Annotated in this window: 16 protein-coding genes; 4 read left to right on the plus strand and 12 right to left on the minus strand. The window is 42.0% G+C overall.

Going from position 1 to position 19,412, the window contains the following annotated elements; genetic code table 11:
- Positions 1 to 38 precede the first annotated feature (38 nt).
- A complete protein-coding gene (locus JMX75_RS11455) occupies positions 39 to 458 on the minus strand; it encodes a carboxymuconolactone decarboxylase family protein (protein WP_049751826.1) in 420 nt (139 codons plus the stop codon).
- A 542-nt stretch (positions 459 to 1,000) separates the two neighbouring features.
- Between JMX75_RS11455 and acnB the strand changes: the two genes are divergently transcribed.
- Entirely contained in the window at positions 1,001 to 3,604 is a 2,604-nt protein-coding gene (gene acnB / locus JMX75_RS11460; protein WP_149410045.1) for a bifunctional aconitate hydratase 2/2-methylisocitrate dehydratase, read from the plus strand.
- A 225-nt stretch (positions 3,605 to 3,829) separates the two neighbouring features.
- Positions 3,830 to 4,273 (plus strand): PACE efflux transporter, encoded by a 444-nt coding sequence (locus JMX75_RS11465; protein WP_201532409.1) that lies wholly within the window; start codon positions 3,830 to 3,832, stop codon positions 4,271 to 4,273.
- A gap of 281 nt (positions 4,274 to 4,554) precedes the next feature.
- On the opposite strand, the gene JMX75_RS11470 is transcribed toward JMX75_RS11465, so the two are convergent.
- Positions 4,555 to 5,352, minus strand: a complete 798-nt coding sequence (locus JMX75_RS11470) for an enoyl-CoA hydratase/isomerase family protein (protein WP_201532410.1) — start codon at positions 5,350 to 5,352, stop codon at positions 4,555 to 4,557.
- Positions 5,353 to 5,792: 440 nt separating this feature from the next.
- Between JMX75_RS11470 and JMX75_RS11475 the strand changes: the two genes are divergently transcribed.
- Positions 5,793 to 6,605 carry an alpha/beta fold hydrolase gene (locus tag JMX75_RS11475; RefSeq protein WP_181210976.1) on the plus strand — a complete coding sequence of 271 codons (813 nt, stop codon included), beginning with the start codon at positions 5,793 to 5,795 and terminating at the stop codon, positions 6,603 to 6,605.
- A 123-nt stretch (positions 6,606 to 6,728) separates the two neighbouring features.
- On the opposite strand, the gene JMX75_RS11480 is transcribed toward JMX75_RS11475, so the two are convergent.
- The 6 genes from JMX75_RS11480 to JMX75_RS11505 form a co-directional block, all read right to left on the minus strand.
- Positions 6,729 to 7,808, minus strand: a complete 1,080-nt coding sequence (locus JMX75_RS11480) for an HpcH/HpaI aldolase/citrate lyase family protein (protein WP_201532411.1) — start codon at positions 7,806 to 7,808, stop codon at positions 6,729 to 6,731.
- A gap of 77 nt (positions 7,809 to 7,885) precedes the next feature.
- Positions 7,886 to 9,067 (minus strand): cysteine protease StiP domain-containing protein, encoded by a 1,182-nt coding sequence (locus JMX75_RS11485; protein WP_201532412.1) that lies wholly within the window; start codon positions 9,065 to 9,067, stop codon positions 7,886 to 7,888.
- A gap of 81 nt (positions 9,068 to 9,148) precedes the next feature.
- Entirely contained in the window at positions 9,149 to 9,967 is an 819-nt protein-coding gene (locus JMX75_RS11490) for an HAD hydrolase family protein (protein ID WP_201532413.1), read from the minus strand.
- A 543-nt stretch (positions 9,968 to 10,510) separates the two neighbouring features.
- Complete coding sequence (locus JMX75_RS11495) at positions 10,511 to 11,293, minus strand: dipeptide ABC transporter ATP-binding protein (RefSeq protein WP_265088694.1); 783 nt, start codon at positions 11,291 to 11,293, stop codon at positions 10,511 to 10,513.
- Between the two features lie 407 nt (positions 11,294 to 11,700).
- Positions 11,701 to 12,978, minus strand: a complete 1,278-nt coding sequence (locus tag JMX75_RS11500) for a phosphoribosyltransferase domain-containing protein (protein WP_201532414.1) — start codon at positions 12,976 to 12,978, stop codon at positions 11,701 to 11,703.
- 42 nt (positions 12,979 to 13,020) lie between these two features.
- Positions 13,021 to 14,184 carry an ATP-grasp domain-containing protein gene (locus JMX75_RS11505; protein WP_201532415.1) on the minus strand — a complete coding sequence of 388 codons (1,164 nt, stop codon included), beginning with the start codon at positions 14,182 to 14,184 and terminating at the stop codon, positions 13,021 to 13,023.
- A gap of 309 nt (positions 14,185 to 14,493) precedes the next feature.
- Between JMX75_RS11505 and JMX75_RS11510 the strand changes: the two genes are divergently transcribed.
- On the plus strand, positions 14,494 to 15,777 hold the full coding sequence (locus JMX75_RS11510; protein WP_201532416.1) for a TerD family protein: 1,284 nt from the start codon (positions 14,494 to 14,496) through the stop codon (positions 15,775 to 15,777).
- Positions 15,778 to 15,901: 124 nt separating this feature from the next.
- On the opposite strand, the gene JMX75_RS11515 is transcribed toward JMX75_RS11510, so the two are convergent.
- The 4 genes from JMX75_RS11515 to JMX75_RS11530 all read right to left on the minus strand — a co-directional run.
- Positions 15,902 to 16,510 (minus strand): TerD family protein, encoded by a 609-nt coding sequence (locus tag JMX75_RS11515; protein WP_201532417.1) that lies wholly within the window; start codon positions 16,508 to 16,510, stop codon positions 15,902 to 15,904.
- 34 nt (positions 16,511 to 16,544) lie between these two features.
- Entirely contained in the window at positions 16,545 to 17,297 is a 753-nt protein-coding gene (locus JMX75_RS11520) for a TIGR00266 family protein (RefSeq protein WP_201532418.1), read from the minus strand.
- Positions 17,298 to 17,535: 238 nt separating this feature from the next.
- Entirely contained in the window at positions 17,536 to 18,111 is a 576-nt protein-coding gene (locus JMX75_RS11525) for a TerD family protein (protein ID WP_201532419.1), read from the minus strand.
- Positions 18,112 to 18,591: 480 nt separating this feature from the next.
- The coding region (locus tag JMX75_RS11530) for a DUF475 domain-containing protein (RefSeq protein WP_201532249.1) at positions 18,592 to 19,412 on the minus strand (821 nt) is incomplete at its 5' end.

Genomic DNA, 19,412 nt, shown 5'->3' on the forward strand with positions numbered 1-19,412 from the left:
TTATCAAGGCTACTATAAATAAGCGATTTAGCATAGTTTCATTTATTGATATCAATGTTCATGTCATTTAGTACGTCTATGGCAGCGCGAAACGCTTCTTGAGTGGCAGGTGCGCCGCAATAAGGCAGGCTGTGCATCAAGACTTCTCGAATCTCAGCGACAGTGGCGCCATTATTGATGGCACCTCGGATATGTCCCTTTAGCTCAGCGGGACTTTTTTGTGCAATCAAAAAACCAATCGTGATAAGCGAGCGATATTTGCGCGGTAGTACCGAGTCATCTTGCCATGTACTGCCCCAAGCGTGCTCAATAATCCAATCTTGTAATGGCTGAGTAAATGGCGTTGCTGATTCAAGTGAGCGTTTGACATGTGCTGCACCCATCACCTCGGTACGAACTTTTAGACCGTTTTCATAATTGGCGTTTTGACTGGTGCCTTGATTGGCATTGTGACTCATACTGTGAGTAGTATTGCGATCTTCATTTTCTTTATTAGCCATTGTCATCCTTGATTTTATGATTAAATCCTTTGCATTTAATCGGTATATTCTTATCAAACATTATAACAGTCGAGTAGGTTTTATTTAACCGTTAATCGAGATATAGTTGATTCCATTTAACAATAACAACGTATAACAATAACGAGATACTAAGACAGTAGCGGTATATCTTTTTAAGTGAATAGATAGTTGCAACCGCAATTTACTACCAATATATTGTGAATGTTAAAAAACACAATAAGCCCTCAGTTTGAAAAATTTAGAATTTATGATATAGGCACCATTAGTCATATTATTTATGGCACTATTTATATAATAAATGTTCAATATGCCCCCTTTATGACCGCTTTATGAGCCTTTTAAAGGCTGAGCCATTAACATTTAGGGCGTTTTAAGCTATGATTGCACGGATAATTATTCCATCTAGTATATAGACGCAGGCGGTCATGCTGACTACCCACGTAATGTGCTAATACTCCCAACTGACGAGGACGACTATTGTGTTAGAAGCTTATCGTAAACATGTCGAAGAACGTGCTGAGCTAGGAACGGTTCCGCTACCACTGAACGAAAAACAAGTAGCAGAGTTGGTTGAACTACTAAAGAATCCACCAGCGGGCGAAGATGCGTTCTTGATGGACTTGCTTGAAAATCGTATTCCTGCCGGTGTTGACCAAGCTGCTTACGTTAAAGCGGCATTTTTGGCAGCGATCCTTAAGGGTGAAGCGACCTCTTCACTAGTAAGTAAGAAAAAAGCGGTTCAAATCTTGGGTACGATGCAAGGTGGTTACAACGTACAACCTTTGGTTGCTGCTCTTGATGATGCGGAAGTCGCCCAAGAAGCTGCCGATGCGTTGAAAAAAACCTTGCTAGTATTTGACGCATTCAATGATGTGACCGAAAAAGCAGAAGCGGGCAATACTATTGCTAAAGAAGTCGTTCAATCTTGGGCTGACGCTGAGTGGTTCTTGAGCCGTGACGCTGTACCAGCAAAGACGACTTACACGACATTTAAAATCACTGGCGAAACCAATACCGATGATTTGTCTCCTGCACAAGATGCGTGGAGCCGTCCTGATATCCCATTACATTCATTAGCGATGCATAAAAACTCTCGTGACGGCATTACTGCTGACGAAGAGGGCGTTATCGGTCCGATGAAACAGATCGAAGCGTTAAAAGAAAAAGGTCATCCATTAGCCTATGTTGGCGACGTGGTAGGTACGGGTTCTAGCCGTAAATCTGCGACCAATTCAGTACTATGGTTGATGGGTGATGATATCCCTAACGTGCCAAACAAACGTGGCGGTGGTCTAGTACTAGGTAACAATATCGCACCTATCTTCTTTAATACTATGGAAGATTCTGGCGCATTACCAATCGAAAAAGTAGCCGTTGATAACCTAAACATGGGTGATGTCTTTGATATCTATCCATATGATGGCAAAATCACTAAGCATGATTCTGATGAAGTACTGTCAACCTTTAAGCTAAACTCGCCAACTTTGCTTGATGAAGTTCGTGCTGGTGGTCGTATTCCGTTAATCGTTGGTCGTGGTCTGACCAATCGTGCTCGTGAATATATGGGTCTTGGTCATTCAGACGTATTTGCTAAGCCAGAAGAGCCAGTTGATACCGGCAAAGGCTTTACCTTAGCGCAAAAAATGGTTGGTAAAGCTTGTGGCCTGCCAGGTGTTCGTCCTGGTATGTACTGTGAACCAAAAATCACTACGGTCGGTAGTCAAGATACCACTGGTCCGATGACTCGTGATGAGTTAAAAGACTTAGCCTGCCTAGGTTTCCAAGCAGATTTGGTGATGCAGTCATTCTGTCATACGGCTGCTTATCCAAAGCCAGTTGACATCGAAACTCAGCATACACTACCTGACTTTATTATGAACCGTGGCGGCGTGAGCTTACGTCCAGGTGATGGTATTATTCACTCGTGGTTGAACCGTATGCTACTTCCGGATACCGTTGGTACTGGTGGTGACTCGCATACGCGTTTCCCAATCGGTATCTCATTCCCAGCCGGTTCTGGTCTAGTCGCCTTTGCTGCTGCTACTGGTGTTATGCCACTTGATATGCCTGAATCTGTCCGTGTCCGTTTCATTGGTGAGCGTCAAGCTGGTATCACCTTACGTGACTTGGTCCATGCAATTCCTTATCAAGCGATTAAAGAAGGTCTGTTAACCGTTGATAAGAAAGGTAAAATCAACGAGTTTAACGGTCGTATTCTTGAAATCGAAGGTTTAGAAGACTTAACCGCTGAGCAAGCGTTTGAATTGTCTGATGCTTCAGCTGAGCGTAGTGCTGCTGGTTGTACGATTACTCTATCTGAAAAGTCAGTTGCCGAGTATCTAACGTCGAACATCACATTATTAAAATGGATGATCTCAGAAGGTTACGGCGATGCACGTACGATTAGCCGTCGTATCGAAGGTATGCAAGAGTGGTTGGCTAATCCAAGCCTGATGCGTGCTGATGAAGATGCAGAATATACCATCGATATGGTTATCGATATGTCTGAAATCAAAGAGCCGATTCTTTGCTGCCCGAACGATCCAGATGATGCAAAAACATTGGCTGATGTCGCTGGTGACACCATTGATGAAGTATTCATTGGTTCATGTATGACTAACATCGGTCATTTCCGCGCTGCTGGTAAATTGCTAAAAGATGTCCCAGCAGGTAGCTTGCAAACACGTCTATGGATTGCGCCACCAACCAAAATGGATGCGCGTCAATTGATGGAAGAAGGTTACTATAATATCTATGCACAAGCCGGCGCTCGTACAGAGATGCCAGGTTGTTCATTATGTATGGGTAACCAAGCACGTATTGCACCGAATTCTACTGCCGTTTCGACTTCTACCCGTAACTTCCCAAACCGTTTAGGTCAAGGTGCTAACGTATATCTAGCATCAGCTGAATTGGCTTCTGTTGCTGCGGTACTTGGTAAATTACCAACCAATGAAGAGTATCAGCAGTACGCTGGCATGCTTGATAGCATGGGCGAAGAAGTGTATCAATACATGAACTTCGACCGTATGGAAGACTATACTGAAGAAGCTGATAAGATTAACGTTGCTCAGTTGAGCTAATTTTGGTCAAATCTTAAATGCTTTGAAGTTTTCAAAAACCCCGTATCGTCATGATGCGGGGTTTTTTGCTGTGAGCAATGGCTGGTTTCTCTTATTATCTTATGTATAATATGGGAGCAGGCGGAAACCGTGGCTCTGTATGTTATTTATCCTTTTCTATCTCGGGACGGACCGATACTTTGATAGGCACTTTTTTGTTTACGCTCAAGTGCTTTGGAGTTTTGGTTGATTACTTTATCCCCACTCAAACGTCGCATCGTCTATGTGACTGTCTTTGAAATCATTGCTATCATTTCATCTACCTTGGTTCTTATGCTGTTGAGTAACAGCAGCGCCGCAGAATCTCTACCAGTTGCCGTGATGGTCTCATTGGCAGCGGTGATTTGGAATTTTATTTACAATACGGCATTTGAAAACTGGGAACGTCGTAAGCAGGTGCCGCAGCGCACGTTATTGGTACGTAGTGCCCATGCGATAGGTTTTGAAGGCGGCTTGGTTTTGATTTGCCTGCCGGTGTATATGATTTGGTACGATGTTGGTTTTATCAAAGCCTTTATGATGGAAGCCGTGCTACTGCTGTTTTTCTTGATTTATACTTTTTTCTTTACCTTGGGTTTTGACAAAATATTTACCTTACCACATCACTATAAAAGTGCTTCTGCTTCTTGATAAGTATAGTCAGTCCTAAATAAAAGAAGTACAAATATTATCAATCACTACTGGGGTTAATTTTTCTTGCTTGCTGTGCCTACGCAGACAGAGGCTGCGAATAATTAACCCCATTAGTTCTGTACTCTTTTAAAAGTGGATCAACTATAGTAATACTGCTGTAAATTACTGTAAATATCTATTGTTTGGATATTCGTTGTTTATAGAGCTCTACCCAAAATAAAAGGCTGCACCTTGGCAGCCTTTTTAATGATATTGCAAAGAACAGTGTCATCAGCGTACTATTTGCCTTGATAAACCGGCTTACGTTTTTCCATAAATGCGGTAATACCTTCTTTAAAATCATCGGTTTTAGCAAGCATCGTTTGTTGTTCTACTTCCATATCCAATGCTTCATTAAGACCCATATAGGCATGAGTATTAATCATGTGCTTCATCGATGCCAATGCTTTGCCGGGTAGATTGCTCAGACGCGTTGCCAATGCCAGTACGCTCGCATCCAGCTCGTCGTTACTAACCACATTGTTGACTAAGTTTAAGCGTGCCATATCTTCCGCTTTGAGCTTATCGCCAAGCATGACCATTTCAGTCGTTTTTGCGACGCCAATCAATTGATTCAATAAGTAAATACCACCAGCATCTGGAATCAGACCAATATTGACAAAAGCTTGTACAAATTTGGCATTTTCAGCGGCAATACGAAAGTCACAAGTCAGCGCCAAGTTCATGCCAGCACCAGCAACTGCACCTTCTAATTTGGCGATAATAGGCTTATGAATATTACGCAGCTTTAAGCTAATCTCAGCGACTTCGCCAACCATAAAGTTTAGCTTATCCGATAATGCCTCGCTTTCCATACCGTTTTCCAACATCTCACCGATATGCCCGCCACTTGAGAAGTTATTGCCAGCACCCTGTAAGACAATGACTCGTACTTGTTCATCTTCATCGGCTTTGGTCAATGCTGCCATCATGGCATCTTTGAGTATCGTGCTAAAGGCGTTCAAGGTTTTAGCATCGTTCATTGTGATGGTAGCGATATGGTTTTCGGCTTGGTATTCGACGAGAGCTTGTGACATTTTGGATATCCTTAAGATGATGTTCTAGATAATGGTTGCAATAAAATACTGGTATAGTCATGCCTGAATAAAAGGAATATACATGTTATAAAGCACTACTGAGGTTAATTTTTCTTGCTTGCTGTGCCTGCGCAGACAGAGGCTGCGAATAATTAACCTTAGTAGTGTTGTACTCTTTTAAAATTGGAACAACTATATCGGCAGTAAGTAAAACAAATAGTGCAATACTAATTACTATAGCAGTTTGAGCTTATTATAAAAGCGAGATTTGTGCGCGCTTAAGGCACGTTTTGAATAACATTTTTTGCTGCTATCACTATTGCCAAAGGTATAAAACCTATCATTCAAAAATAAGGCTACTATCTGTAAGAGGGTTGAATTATTCTAGAAGACAGATTTCAAAAGGTTTTATTTTTTATCACACCAACAAGGAAGTGGTTATGCCAATGATTCATGTCAATGATATCGATATTTATTATGAAGACAGCGCGCCAAACGATAAGCAAAAGCCCATCATGGTATTCGCCCATGGTTTGCTATGGAATACGCGTATGTTTGACAAGCAAGTCGAGTATTTTAAAGCGGGTTATCGCTGTATTGCGTTTGATTTTCGGGGACAAGGTCAGTCTGAAATTACCAAATCTGGCTATGATATGGAAACCTTAACTGAAGATACGCTGGCGTTGTTAGATGCGCTAGATATTCAGCAGTGTCATTTTTTAGGACTATCAATGGGTGGATTTGTCGCCCAACGTATAGCGTTAAAGCGTCCTGAATTATTGCTATCGCTGACGCTGCTTGAAACTTCTGCTGATCCTGAAGATCCTAAAAACGTGCCACAGTACCGCAAGTTGATTAAAGCCATTCGTTGGTTGGGCATGAAGCGTGTCAGCCAAAAAGTAATGCCCATAATGTTTGGTAGCAGTTTTTTAGCAGATAAATCGCGTAAAGCTGACCGTAGAGAGTGGTTGTCTATGTTGCAAAGCAATCGTAAGGGCGGGGTCATCAAGGCAACTACTGGCGTGATTGAGCGCTCTGCAACGTATGATCAGCTCAGTGATATCAAGACACCGACGCTTATCATCGTTGGCGATGAAGATGTGGCAACACCGTATGCAAAAGCTGAGCGCATGCACTTTGCGATAGCAGGCTCTAAGCTGGTGGTGATTAAAGGTGCGGGGCATACGGCAACGGTTGAAGAGCCGGAGCAAGTTAATAAAGCCATTAATAAGTTTCTGGTAAACTTTATATAGTATTCATTGCGGATCTATATACCTGATATGACAGCGTTTATTATCGCAAAAAATGTAGCAAAAAAGCCGTTATCATGGATTTGATAACGGCTTTTTTAACGCTTTAAAAGGAGTGTTTACAATTTATAAGCGCGCTGTATAGTCGTTATTGCCATCATTAATGGTACCAAAAACGTTAGCTCTATTGACGATTTCGGTTGCCCAAGCACGATGGGTAGCAGGCTCTAGCATAGTATTATTATATTTAAAGACCGCTTTTGCCTCGCTATGTAATATCGCCTGTGCCTCATCTAAAGTGCTAAGCGGTACGCAGTATGCTTGCTGTACCAAAGCAATCTGACTTGGATGAATAACGGTTTTTCCGACCAACCCCAAGCTGACATCACGCGTCAACTCTTGCATAAATAACGTAGGCTCATCCAAATACTCAAACACCGGCGCCGACAGATAAAAACCATATGGCACAAAACAGCCAAGCAGCTGGTAGGCTAGTGTACCAACAGGTGTGTCATAGACAAGGCTATTCTTAGGACGGCGCAAACGCAGTGCTGCAAATAAATCATTACCACCAATACGCAAAGCAAATACCGGCTGGCTAAAAGCTTCTTTGAAACCAATCGCCAGCTCTTGATTATGATGTGGATTAAACAATGCTGCCGTCTCAAGCGTCGGCATTAATAGCATGTCAGTACTAAGATTCTGGCATGCCATGCGCCAATTAGATAGGCTGTACATATCGACTTTTGGCATCACAAAACCATCAATCAAATCAATATGGGTAAAGCCCGATAACTGCTCTAACATGGCAGGATGGCGCGGACGTACAAATACCAACGGACGCGTTGGCTGCTCAGTCTGTATCTTGGTTTGTTGTGTTTCAGCTTGCTGTGTCGGCTCATTGATACTATCAACGTGCGTCGCCCACGTATACAGCAGCGTCTGCAAGCGCTCAAGTGCCAACTCAACATCATTGTGGCTGACCGCATCTTCTAGACAGATGATAATACTATTAATCGTCGGTAATTTATCACGCTTGATCACTTGCCAGATATCTTGGCGCGTCGCTGGCATATATAAGCTCGCTCCCAACTGATACGGATGATGCATGTTAGGCTTGAGCATAGCATGACGCTCAGTAATCAGATGCGCGTAAGACTGGGTGTTTTGATAAAGGTGGGACTCGTTTTTTGGCATATCTGACATAATGGGCATCGTAAATAGTGGTAAATGAATGGGTCTAAAAGTATGGTTTCAAGATTAGGTAGAAAGATAAGGAGTTATTAATCGTCTGTAGCGCGCTGCTTAATAAGGGTAATCGCTTGATAAGGCAGTATTTTATCACCTAGTACGCTAATAGCGATATGTCGCTGTGTACATAAATGTCTTAATAATATAGTGTCGGGGTGCTCAGCGCTCGCTAACAAAATACGTTCAGGGTCGCGGCGTAGTATCGCGCGTGTCGCCTCAGCAATGGTCGGTTTAATACGATTACGATTGCTGATACTATACTCAGCAGCCAAGCTATCGACTAATTTGGCCGTTTGATAGCGAGGTTGCTTATGTGTTGGCAAACATTTCAAAGGCGTGTTTAATGTACACCTTGTCGCATCGATACAATCAATAAAGGCCAGACTATGATCTACACTGATCAAATTATCATAAAAGACACTGCGATGCAGCCCCAATTCTGGCTCAGTATATAAACTGCGTGATATAAGCCCTGATACAGTACTATTCAATAAACCTGACGGAATCAACCAGTCATCGATACTAGCAGCCAGCCAAGCAACACCAGCCGGATCAGCAAGGGTCAGTAGCGGTATAACATCCTGACCTTGATGGAAAATATTGGCAAAGCTAGGGTGGTTAGGATCGGCAAAGGCTTTTAGACTATGCGCCAGTTCTTGATAAATCGCCCCTTTACCTGTCCAACCATCGACAAATACAATCGGGCTATGAGGATGATTATTTAATATCATTTTTAATGCAACTGGATCAAGACCACGATCTCGTATAATACTGACGCCATAATGCACACTTGGTAGAGAGTAGCTGCTATCGGCAGTTGCTAATGCGCGTTGTAACAGCACGCCTATTGGTAAACCGGCACGCACAAGACTGACTAATATTAACGGGCGCTCATTATTGACGTTTGGCTGAAAAACTTGCTGTAGCGTATGGGCCAAATTGGTAATATCAGTCGCTGCTCTTACTTTTCCCTGCTCTAACGCCTCGATATATAGCTGCTCATGCATGGCACTTGGCGCGTCTTCCAAGGTCAGCATATCAGAGTAATGACGCTGCCCACTTTGAATCAGTGCTTCTTTTTGACTGACAGGCACATCAGCAACGGCATCTTTATCAACGATATTGAGCAGCACAGTGACATCGCTAGCAAGATAGCTGCCTGAGCCATATTGTGATAAATCGGCTGTTTTAATATTAGAATGGATTGAAGTCATAGTAGAAATAGTTGTACTCGTTTGATGACGGTTTAATAATAGATTAATAGCAGAATATCATTTAATAAAAGGTAGCGCTCATCATTTAGCTGCAAATTTCTCATGTAGCTGTCCATGATTGGGCATGCCGTACCAGTCAAGTAATTGCAGAAATGGCAGATCTGCCAGACTGTCACCAAAACCGAAGCTTGGGCGCTGATGATCCAAATGCTGTTCCAATAAAAATTGTACCGCATGATGTTTATGAATAGCATGCGGCAATATTGCTAAATTATTAGCATTCACATGCACATAAAAAATCTCATCAAAATCTGGTATGAGCGTTGGTAATTGTGTGGCTAACTCTGCCAATGCTTGATGGTCTTTTTGTCTGTGTTTGATCGCCAGATAAATGGTTAGCTCACTATCGATAAAAGTATCTTTATGCGGGGTGAGCTTTAAGTCGTTATGAGTACTATCGCTTTCTGGTCTATAACTATTGACCAACTCAGTCAGCTGACTGAGCTTATCTTGTACTGGAGCAAGCGCGTTATACATATGCTGCTGCCACGTGCTTAGTAGCTCACCATCAGACGCTAAAATGACCGCGCCATGGGTCAATACTTGCCAGCTATTAAAGGGCAGTTTGACGCGTTTAATTTCCTGACGATCACGTGCTGTGACGACTATCAATTCAGTGCTGGATAGTAGCCAATTAAAAAAAACCGTTTGGCGCTGACTCATAAAGCTTAACGGCTCATCTTTTTTATTGACAGTGGCGCAAACCAAAGTTTCAGGTTCAGTAGTGGGTAATTCCCATGCATCAATTTTACGCTGAGTTTGAAAGAGCGTATCGTCCAAATCCATCAGCGCATATGGCTTTACAATGTTTGGACTAGACTGGAAAAATGGGAAGGTCATTATGTTTTCCAAAGATAAAATGATGATAAGACTGTTTATAGATGGCTTGGATACGAATTTGTAAGGGAGGTGCAGCGCTGTTTTTCAAAACTGAGCATTACCTATTTATCAGACTTTAGCCAAATGCAGACAGTATAACGATAATCATAAAAAAGGTCAGAATAAATCGGTAATAAAAGTGCAGAATTATCGCAAGAGGATTGGCTTTAACCAATTTAGGATTGGATAGATAAGCTTAAATGACAGAGTTTAAAAATGGCTTGTGGCTGATTATAACCATCGATTTAATAAACTCAGAAAATTCAGTGTGAAATTTTCCGAGTTTATTAAAGTGAGGTTTCTTGAATAATAGGACGGTATTAAACTGATAGAGTCGATTCCAAATAAAATAGATACGCTATATTGCAACGCGGAACTGGTATGAATTTTTCTGGCGTGCTGTGCCTACGCCGACAGAGGCTGCGTAAAATTTATTCCAGTCCCGCTGTATCGTTTTAATACTGAATTCACTATAGAGACAATAGTTATGAAGTCCGCAGCCAGTTATCCATATATTTCTTCTAACCTTAGGCAAGAGACTAATCGTCCTTCCCATTCACGTAGCTCAGGCTCAATTTCGATACATATTGGTTTGGCATAGGGGCAGCGTTTATGAAGTGCGCAGCCACTTGGCGGATTAAGCGGACTAGGTAATTCGCCTTGTAGAGTCAGCTCTTTTTTATGACCCGTCACTGAGGGCGCTGCTGAGAGTAAAGCGATGGTATAAGGGTGTTTAGGATCATTATAAATAGCATCTTTAGCACCGTGCTCAACGGCCTTGCCTAAATACATGACCATCACGTCATCTGCTACGTGGCGTACGACAGAAAGGTTATGCGAGATAAAGACATAGGCAGTATGATATTCGTCTTGCAAGTCCATAAATAGATTCAGTACTTGTGCCTGAATAGAGACGTCGAGTGCTGACGTCGGCTCATCAGCGACGACAATTTTAGGGTTGAGCATCATGGCACGGGCAAGAGCAATACGTTGGCGCTGACCGCCAGAAAACATATGCGGATAGCGACCGGTATGCTCAGGACGCAAACCAACGTGCTTCATCATTGCATGGATTTTGGTGAGTTTTTCTTTTTTGCTCAGCGTAGTATGAATGTCTAACGGTTCGGTCAGCTGAAAGCCAATAGTATGACGTGGATTAAGACTGCCATAAGGGTTTTGGAACACCATCTGAATCTCAGTACGCAAATTTTTAAGCGCACTTCTGCTATAGCTTGTGGTGGCTTCATCGTTGATAAATAACTCGCCACTGGTAGGTTCCTCTATCAAGGTAAATCGAACTCTAATCGATAAACCTTTAATTCCTTTTAAAGTATTTATCAATTCAAATTATTTCAGGTCATGACAAATTATCAGAATTTGAGACACCCCAAAATGGTGTGTCTCAAGTGTTTGGTCTTCTAATAGTTGATATGTTGACACTGAATAAGCAAATGAATAGACCGAATATATAGGTAAATATGAGGTTGTGCAAGGTATCTACAGTGCAAATATGAATTTTTTTATGCTATGGACATCTTTTTTGTTATTAATGAGGTATTTAACCTCCGTAAAATCACAGGCATATATAAGTAAACTTTGTTTTAGAAAGATATAATAAATATTCTAAAGATGTTCATATTACGACTATGACAATCCATTATCAGTAGCTCATAATATGCACGTTAAATGCGCGTCTATTTAGGACTCACCACCAACACATTATCCAAACCTTTCCACATGGTATCCACACTATCAGCCGACGTTTCCACACACAATACAATCAAATCCCACTCATTCGGCTCAACGTTATAAGCAAAATTGGTCATACCAAGGCCATAATTATCACGAAAGCTTAACATCGTGCCAATACCGCTACCAAGTGCAATCGGTGAGCGGGTTAATGCACTAAAATTCACCGTATTATTGCTGTTATCTAAATTCGTCTGTGTCTCAAGCCATTCCGCCAATAAAAATGGCAACCAGACAAATTCATTACTGCCTAGTACCAATATTTTTTGTGGCAATTGAGCGTTATTAAATGCGTTTTGGCCATCAAAACTTGCAAATGCAGTTTGGAAACTTGCTAGATAATCCGCAAAGCCATTCGTGCTATCTAGCGTTGGAAAGCGTCCCCAATTACCGGTATTGCCCAAAGGTTGACTACCAGCTTCGGTCGTATCAACCGATGGCATAATGATAGGCTCAGGGTTGGGCGCATCAGTCCATTTCCAAGCGCCAGATAGTAAATGATGGCGGTGAAAATCAATGTTTGGCAGACGGGTGGCAATCGTATCATTGGCGTTTGCATCAGACTCATTTTGATTCTGATTTAGTGACCAATCAACCAAGGTTGTGAGATGCACTTGCTCTAGTTGGGTCAACCCAGCTTCACGTAATGCTGTGACGACATTAACGCAAGTATTACCCGTTGATGCTTCATCATCAACCATAATCAGCGTTTTACTGGCAAATAGTTGCGCTTGCGTCATTTTATCGGCACTTTGATAAATCAGATGCTGACTGGCATGACTGTGGTCTTCGCTAAAAGTGGTCAATAAAGAATCGCTACTATTGTCATCATGCTGGGCATGACGAGTAGAATTCAGCAGCAACGCTTGTGGATAGCGCGTTTGTAGCGCTTGGTGCACACCGGCAGATAAGCCAACCGCCGTCTCTGCCATACCGATGACCAAAATTGGCTCAGGCAAATCATCAGGTACTAAGTTTGCCAAATCAGTAAAGGCATCACGCATGATGCTTGGTGCCACCGGAATATGACGACCTAACACTTTTGAGACAAACAAAAATGCCCGTTTTGGGTTGATACGTTGAGCAAAATCAAGCAAATCTTCTAGCTGATAATGGCTGCTTTCTTTAAGGTCGTTGTTACCACTAGCAGCGTTGGTCTGATAGGTCAGATCAAGCGTACCGCGAGGTAGGGTAATGGTCGTGCTGTGTTGCTTGTTTGGCATTCATGTTCCTTTGATCTTTCAATTTTTTATCGTTGATTTTACTTATTCAGTAGCATCATCTTCAATCTTTACGCTGACCATAATTGAGCGTACTTGGCACGGTATAATTTGCTGTGCGATATCTGCCAGTTTCGGCTTCTTACTTAAACCGAGCCAATAAGCAAAACCAACTTGAGTTATATCTACACCGCTATGAGTGGTGTAATCAATACCACCAGAGGGGCGACTATTAATCTCAAGCACACGATGATGACCATTATCATCCGCTTTAGTCTGGACACTAACGATACCATCACAGCCGAACGTTTTTATCAGTGGAATGACCACATCCATGACTGATTGCTCATAACCAATATGCTGAATTTTCCCCGTTTTATAACGAGTAATAGCAGCCAACACTTCGCCGTATTCACAGACGACATCGATAGAGTATTCTTGTCCTGATAAATAAGGCATCAGCAACATGGGAATCGGGCGCTCATGCACCATAAGACTGTTGGTATAAGCATTGATAAATTGTGCGGTATTGATTTTCTTCTCTTCGGTAAAGTATAGATGCTCGAAACTGTCGTATTGCTCACCTTCTTCTTTACCCGTCTCTTTAACTTTACCTAAGCGCCAAAATCCTTGGGCAAAAATACCCGTCACTGGTTTGACACATAATGGCTGATGACCATGTTTAGCAAGTAAAGTCTCAAGCTCTGCGACAGTATCAAAGCGCCATGCATCTGCGACAGGGATATCATGCTCATGGCACTGCTGCATAAAGGCAAACTTATCATCGATGGATTCCAGTGCTGCAACGCTGGTCGCACCTGTCAATAAACGGATACCTGCTGCTGCAAATTTTTCGCGATGAGCTTCGTAATCAATGCCATTGCGTCCAGTAAGCAACACTTTCACGTTGTTTTTCTGAGCTTGTTCTAACACAAATTGCCAACGCGGCATCAATGCCTCAACAGATTCGAGCACTGCTTGCTCATTGTTATCTGCGGTGCTAATAGAAGGCTCGCGGTAGATGATGTCGGCAAATTCAAAAATCTCAGGTCTATTATGACGATGTGAGGCAACGATATGAAAGGGCATGCTAGATTGAGCTTTTAGGGTTTGCAGGCTAGCTAACATATCACGCTGGCTTGACTGACCTTCAGCCAACCAAGCAGCGCTTAACTTTGTATGATGACTATTGTTAACAGGGTTATCCATAATTCTCTTTGCACTCTCTTAAATAATAGGGTTGTGGATCACTCGATATCGTCATCATAAAGTGATTAGCAATTTAATATATGATCGAACAATTTCAGACATGGCATTTATACATAACGGGCTCTATTATATACAAATGCTAGATGTTATAAATGTTTCCAATTAAATAGCATCAAGAATTTTTACTTTTTTTATGATGTTTTATAAGATGCTGGTTCTGATTAAGGTTGTAATGCCATCCATGCTACTATATGGCGATAGTTAACATCACTCATATAAGTAAATAATAAATAACGTAAAGGATAAATGATGAGTCAACCTCAAGCTTTAATTGCAGGTGCTAACGCGCCGCTGCCAACGGATAATATTAGCATTCGTATTTTAAGCCAAAGCGCCATCGATTGCGCTGCATATCGCCTGACGACTGAAGGTAAAGTGCGCGGCGATGGCGATATGATATTTTATGGGCAGACGCGTAGCGATGATGGTAGCGTGAGCTTTCGCGGTCATGACAGTGATGGATTTTTTGATATCAATTTACCTGCACAGCCAGCAAGTATTGAAAAAATTGCATTAGCGTTTTCTAGTGCGCAGACGTTGGCTCAAGTCGGTGATGTGGATATTCAAGTACTACAAGGCAGTCAAGTGTTGATAACTTGCCAATTAAGTGCTGTTGGGCGTAATGAAAAAGCTATTATCTTAGCGGAATGTTATCGTCGTCAGGGCAATTGGAAGTTTCGTTTTATCGCTCAAGGTTTTGAAGGTGGCTTAAAACCTTTATCTGAGCATTTCGGTGTAGAGATTGCCGATGAAGCACCAGCTCAAAGCCTTATACAAAATCAGTCACAAGAGCAAGCTCAGCCTATTAATACGCAGCGACCAATCAATACGCAAAAAGCTAGTAGTGCGCCTCAGACAACTACGCCACCGCCGATTCCTGCTGGCTCTACCAATCCTTCAATCAACCTAAGTAAAATTACTTTAACCAAAAATCAATCTAGTATCAATCTCAAGAAACGTGATGATTTTGGCAAAATATCGGTCAACTTAGACTGGAACCAACGTCCAGATGTCAGCAAGCAAGCACCCAAAAAAGGACTGCTTGGCGATTTATTTAAGCAGCATAAAGCTGGTGGAATTGATCTCGATGTTGGTGCGATGATTCATCTGAAAAATGGTGAAAAAACGCTTATTCAAGCGTTGGGAAGTCGTTTTGGTAGCCTACAGTCAGCGCCATACGTTCTATTGCGTGCCGATGACAGAACAGGACAGGTAAGCGGCGGTGAATGGCTCGATATTAATGGGCAACAGTGGTCACAGATTGAAGAAGTATTTATCTTTGCTTTCATTTACGAAGGCGCACCAAATTGGGCGCAAACTGATGGGGTAGTGACTATTCATGTACCCGACCAGCCACCGATTGAAACGCGTTTGACAGAAGGTACAGGTAACTTACCGATGTGCGCCATTGCACGTCTGGTCAATCAGCAAGGCAGTATCAACGTTGAACGTATCAACCAATACTTCAAAGGACATCAAGAGATGGACAAAGCCTTTAATTGGGGCTTTAGCTGGAAACGTGGCAGTAAGTAACGACTCTATTTATATACTTTGATAGATATAAAAAATAAGCCCATCTATTGTTAGATGGGCTTATTTTTATACATGATATCTTATTAATAATAAGATATCATTTCAAAAATGACACTTATGGATATTAAGCATGCGGGGTGATAGCAGGCATTAAGTCATGGAAAGTGCGACCAGTCGCCGTTTCACCGATGGCATGCATCTTCCACTCATTATTATGACGATAAACTTTTGCCATAATCATCGCCGTATGCGTACCTTGTGAGGACAGATTATAGCGTGCTACTTCAGTATTGTTATTGGCATTGAGGATACGGCAAAACGCATTTTCTACTGTCTCAAACGTCTGACCAGTAAAGCTGTTGACGGTAAATACCAAGGATACTACGTTAGCTGGAACTTTTGATAAATCAACATTGATTACTTCATCATCACCATCGCCGTCACCAGTGCGGTTATCACCAGTGTGCACGATACTGCCGTCTTTCGATTTTAATTGGCTAAACCAAATGGCATCAACTGGCTGTTTGTTGCTATCGAACATAATGCATGATGCATCTAAATCGATAGAATCGCCGCCACTACCGCCGCCGAATAATTTACCTAAGAATCCACCTTTTTTATCTTGTGGACCTTGGGCAACGTCCCAGCCTAAACCCAATTTTACTTGAGTAAGCTCGCCGCCCGCTTCTTTGCTTAGGGAGATTTTTTGACCCTTTTGTAAACTAACTGCCATGTGATAATCCTTATAATAGTTGTATGAGAAATTGCTATAAAATATTGCCAAGTAATCCGCTATTGCCGCCACGACCACCTGAACTGGTGCCCAAGATGCTTTGTAGCCATCCTTGATAGCTGTCACGATTGCGTGAGCAGATAATAACTTTGCCTGAGCCTGAAAAGTTGAGTACCATTCCTTCGCCACTGGTGACTGAATTGATAATATTACTCATGATGCCTTTTTTCTTACTGGTCGATACAGAGAGCTTATAATCAAGCGTTGAATCCCAGCAGACCACATGACCATTATCGATGATGACGTCTTTATCTGGCGTCACATCAATCTCAAATAATGAACCGAAACCCGATACCACTACCTGACCTTGACCTTGTGTCTGCATGACCATAAAGCCGCCAGTATCACCAAAGACTGCGCCACCTAGATTACGTTGAATATTGGCTCTGATATCGACACCGATTTGCGCCGCGACAAAAGCACCATCGCTCAAGGTATATTGATGTTTGCCGCAATCAATGATTTGCATATCGCCATCGAGCGTTGGTGCCAGCAAGCAATCACCTTCACCGTTTACCGCTTCAATTTGCTGTTGAAAAAGTGACTCATCGTTAGCAAAACGGCGCATCAATGACTGCATCAGTCCACCTTGCAATTTACCTTTTAGCTCAAGGTTTGATTCCATCATCACCATGGCGTTGGCTTCGCAATAGATTGAGTCGCCTTTTTTAAGATTACAATGTAAAAAAGGTTCGATAGTACCAATTAAGCTAAACTTTGCAGCCATAGGTCAAAAGTCCTTGTTCTAATATTTTTATGAGTCCATCTGTAGAGGGTATAGCAAATAACTTCTGTCAATGTCATTTAGATATTAAATTAGTTACTTAAATTCATAGCCACTTAAATTTAAAGCCATCAAATGTCTTAAACAACACACTTGATGGCTTATAGATCTCGTAAGTAACTCGTAAATAAATAGTTACTTACGATAGTTGGCTCGCGACACGCTTAAGTCAATGAGACGATTAAACGTTGACGCCATAAGAAGCCGCTAATGGTCCAAGACCACCGCTAAAGCCTTGACCAACCGCGCGGAATTTCCAGTCACTACCATGACGGTATAACTCACCAAAAATCATGGCTGTTTCAGTGCTACCATCTTCTGATAGGTCATAACGGGCAATTTCAGCGGCACCGTTGTCATTAACGACACGGATGTAAGCATCGCCAACTTGACCGAAGTTTTGGTTACGGGTCTGACCTTCATAAATGATGGCACATAAGGCAACTTTACTAACGTCAGCTGGGATACTCGCTAAATTTACTTTGATGGCTTCATCATCACCAGCACCTTCGCCAGTACGGTTATCACCTGTATGCTCAACTGCACCGTTATCTGATTTTAAGTTATTGAAAAAGATAAAATCTTGGTCATTACGGACTTTGCCAGATTCATCAACTAAGAAGCCGATAGCGTCTAAGTCAAAATCCTGGCCATCGGTCGCGCGTGGATCCCAGCCTAGACCGACCGTAATATTGGTTAAACCTGGCGCTTCTTTTGATAAGTTTACGTTGCCGCCTTTTGTTAAGCTAATAGCCATATAAATATCCTTTGGATTAATAATTAAGTGGATTGATAAAAAATGAACTCAAATAGTGCAGTGGTCGATATATAGACGCCGTTAGAAAAAATCTATCTGTACGTCATGCCCTGCATATCATTACGATTTACTATACTAAGCGTTTGCTCACTAAGCAAGGCGTATTTTGTGCGCTGACGTTATGTTTACTAACAGATATAGCAATTGTGCAAATCTGATACTTTCTAACCGTCCCGATAACAATCGTTAAGATATTGTTATCAAAAATGAATTTCTTAGATACTGAAGTTGGTACTAAGGTTGTAATCTCGAACCTAGCAATGAAACAAAACCTTATGATATGAATTACTCATAAAGTAAAAAAGGTATAAAAAACAGGTCATACCAATCGCTTGATATAACCTGTCATGACTACGATTTTCTACCAAAGCGCTTTTTCTTAATTTGAACGTAGCGTTTAAACTTGAGCTAAAATCAACACTAAGTAATCGCCTTTGCTTGTTGCTTGCGATGCTTAAGTGAAGCAAGCAATGCCCAACCGATAAAGGCAATACCAATCAAACCCGTAATAATCTCTGGTACATGGAATTTCACTGATAGCAGCATAATAATTGCCAAAGCACCAATGGCATAATGCGCACCATGTTCTAGATAGATGAACTCATCAAGTGTGCCTTTGTCTACCAAGAAGATAGTCATCGAACGCACAAACATCGCACCAATCGCCAGACCTAACATAATCACGATAACGTCATTGGTAATCGCAAATGCGCCAATCACACCATCGAAACTGAATGAAGCATCAAGAACTTCTAAGTATAAGAAACCGATAATACCGCCCTTCATAATCGCGCTGGTCGCTGCGGCACCTGAACCCTTCTCTTCATTTTCTAAGTCTTCCTCAAGGTCACCCTCGAGCATACCAGAGATAACTTGGACACCAAGATAGACCAAGATACCCCAAACACCCGCAATCAGTACGGCAGAAGCTTGTTCCGCACTGGCCCAAGATACAGCAAACATCAGGACAATAAGCGCAACGAAGACGCTCATGGCATCCACTTTGCCAAGCTTTGCTAAGCGGCTCTCAAGCCAGTTAAACCAATGCACTTCTTTATCATCAAAGATGAAGTTTAAGAAGACCAGCAATAAGAAGATACCACCAAAGGCTGATATTTCAGCATGATGCGCCATCAGTCTTGCTGAGTATTCTTTAGGGTCGTTCAATGCCAAATCTATCACTTGCATCATGCCAAGGTCTGCGGTAACCGCAACGATGACAATTGGGAATACCAAGCGCA

The sequence above is a fragment of the Psychrobacter sp. LFX-11D genome, from assembly GCF_904846475.1.
In the GTDB taxonomy this organism is placed as follows: Bacteria; Pseudomonadota; Gammaproteobacteria; order Pseudomonadales; family Moraxellaceae; genus Psychrobacter; species Psychrobacter cryohalolentis.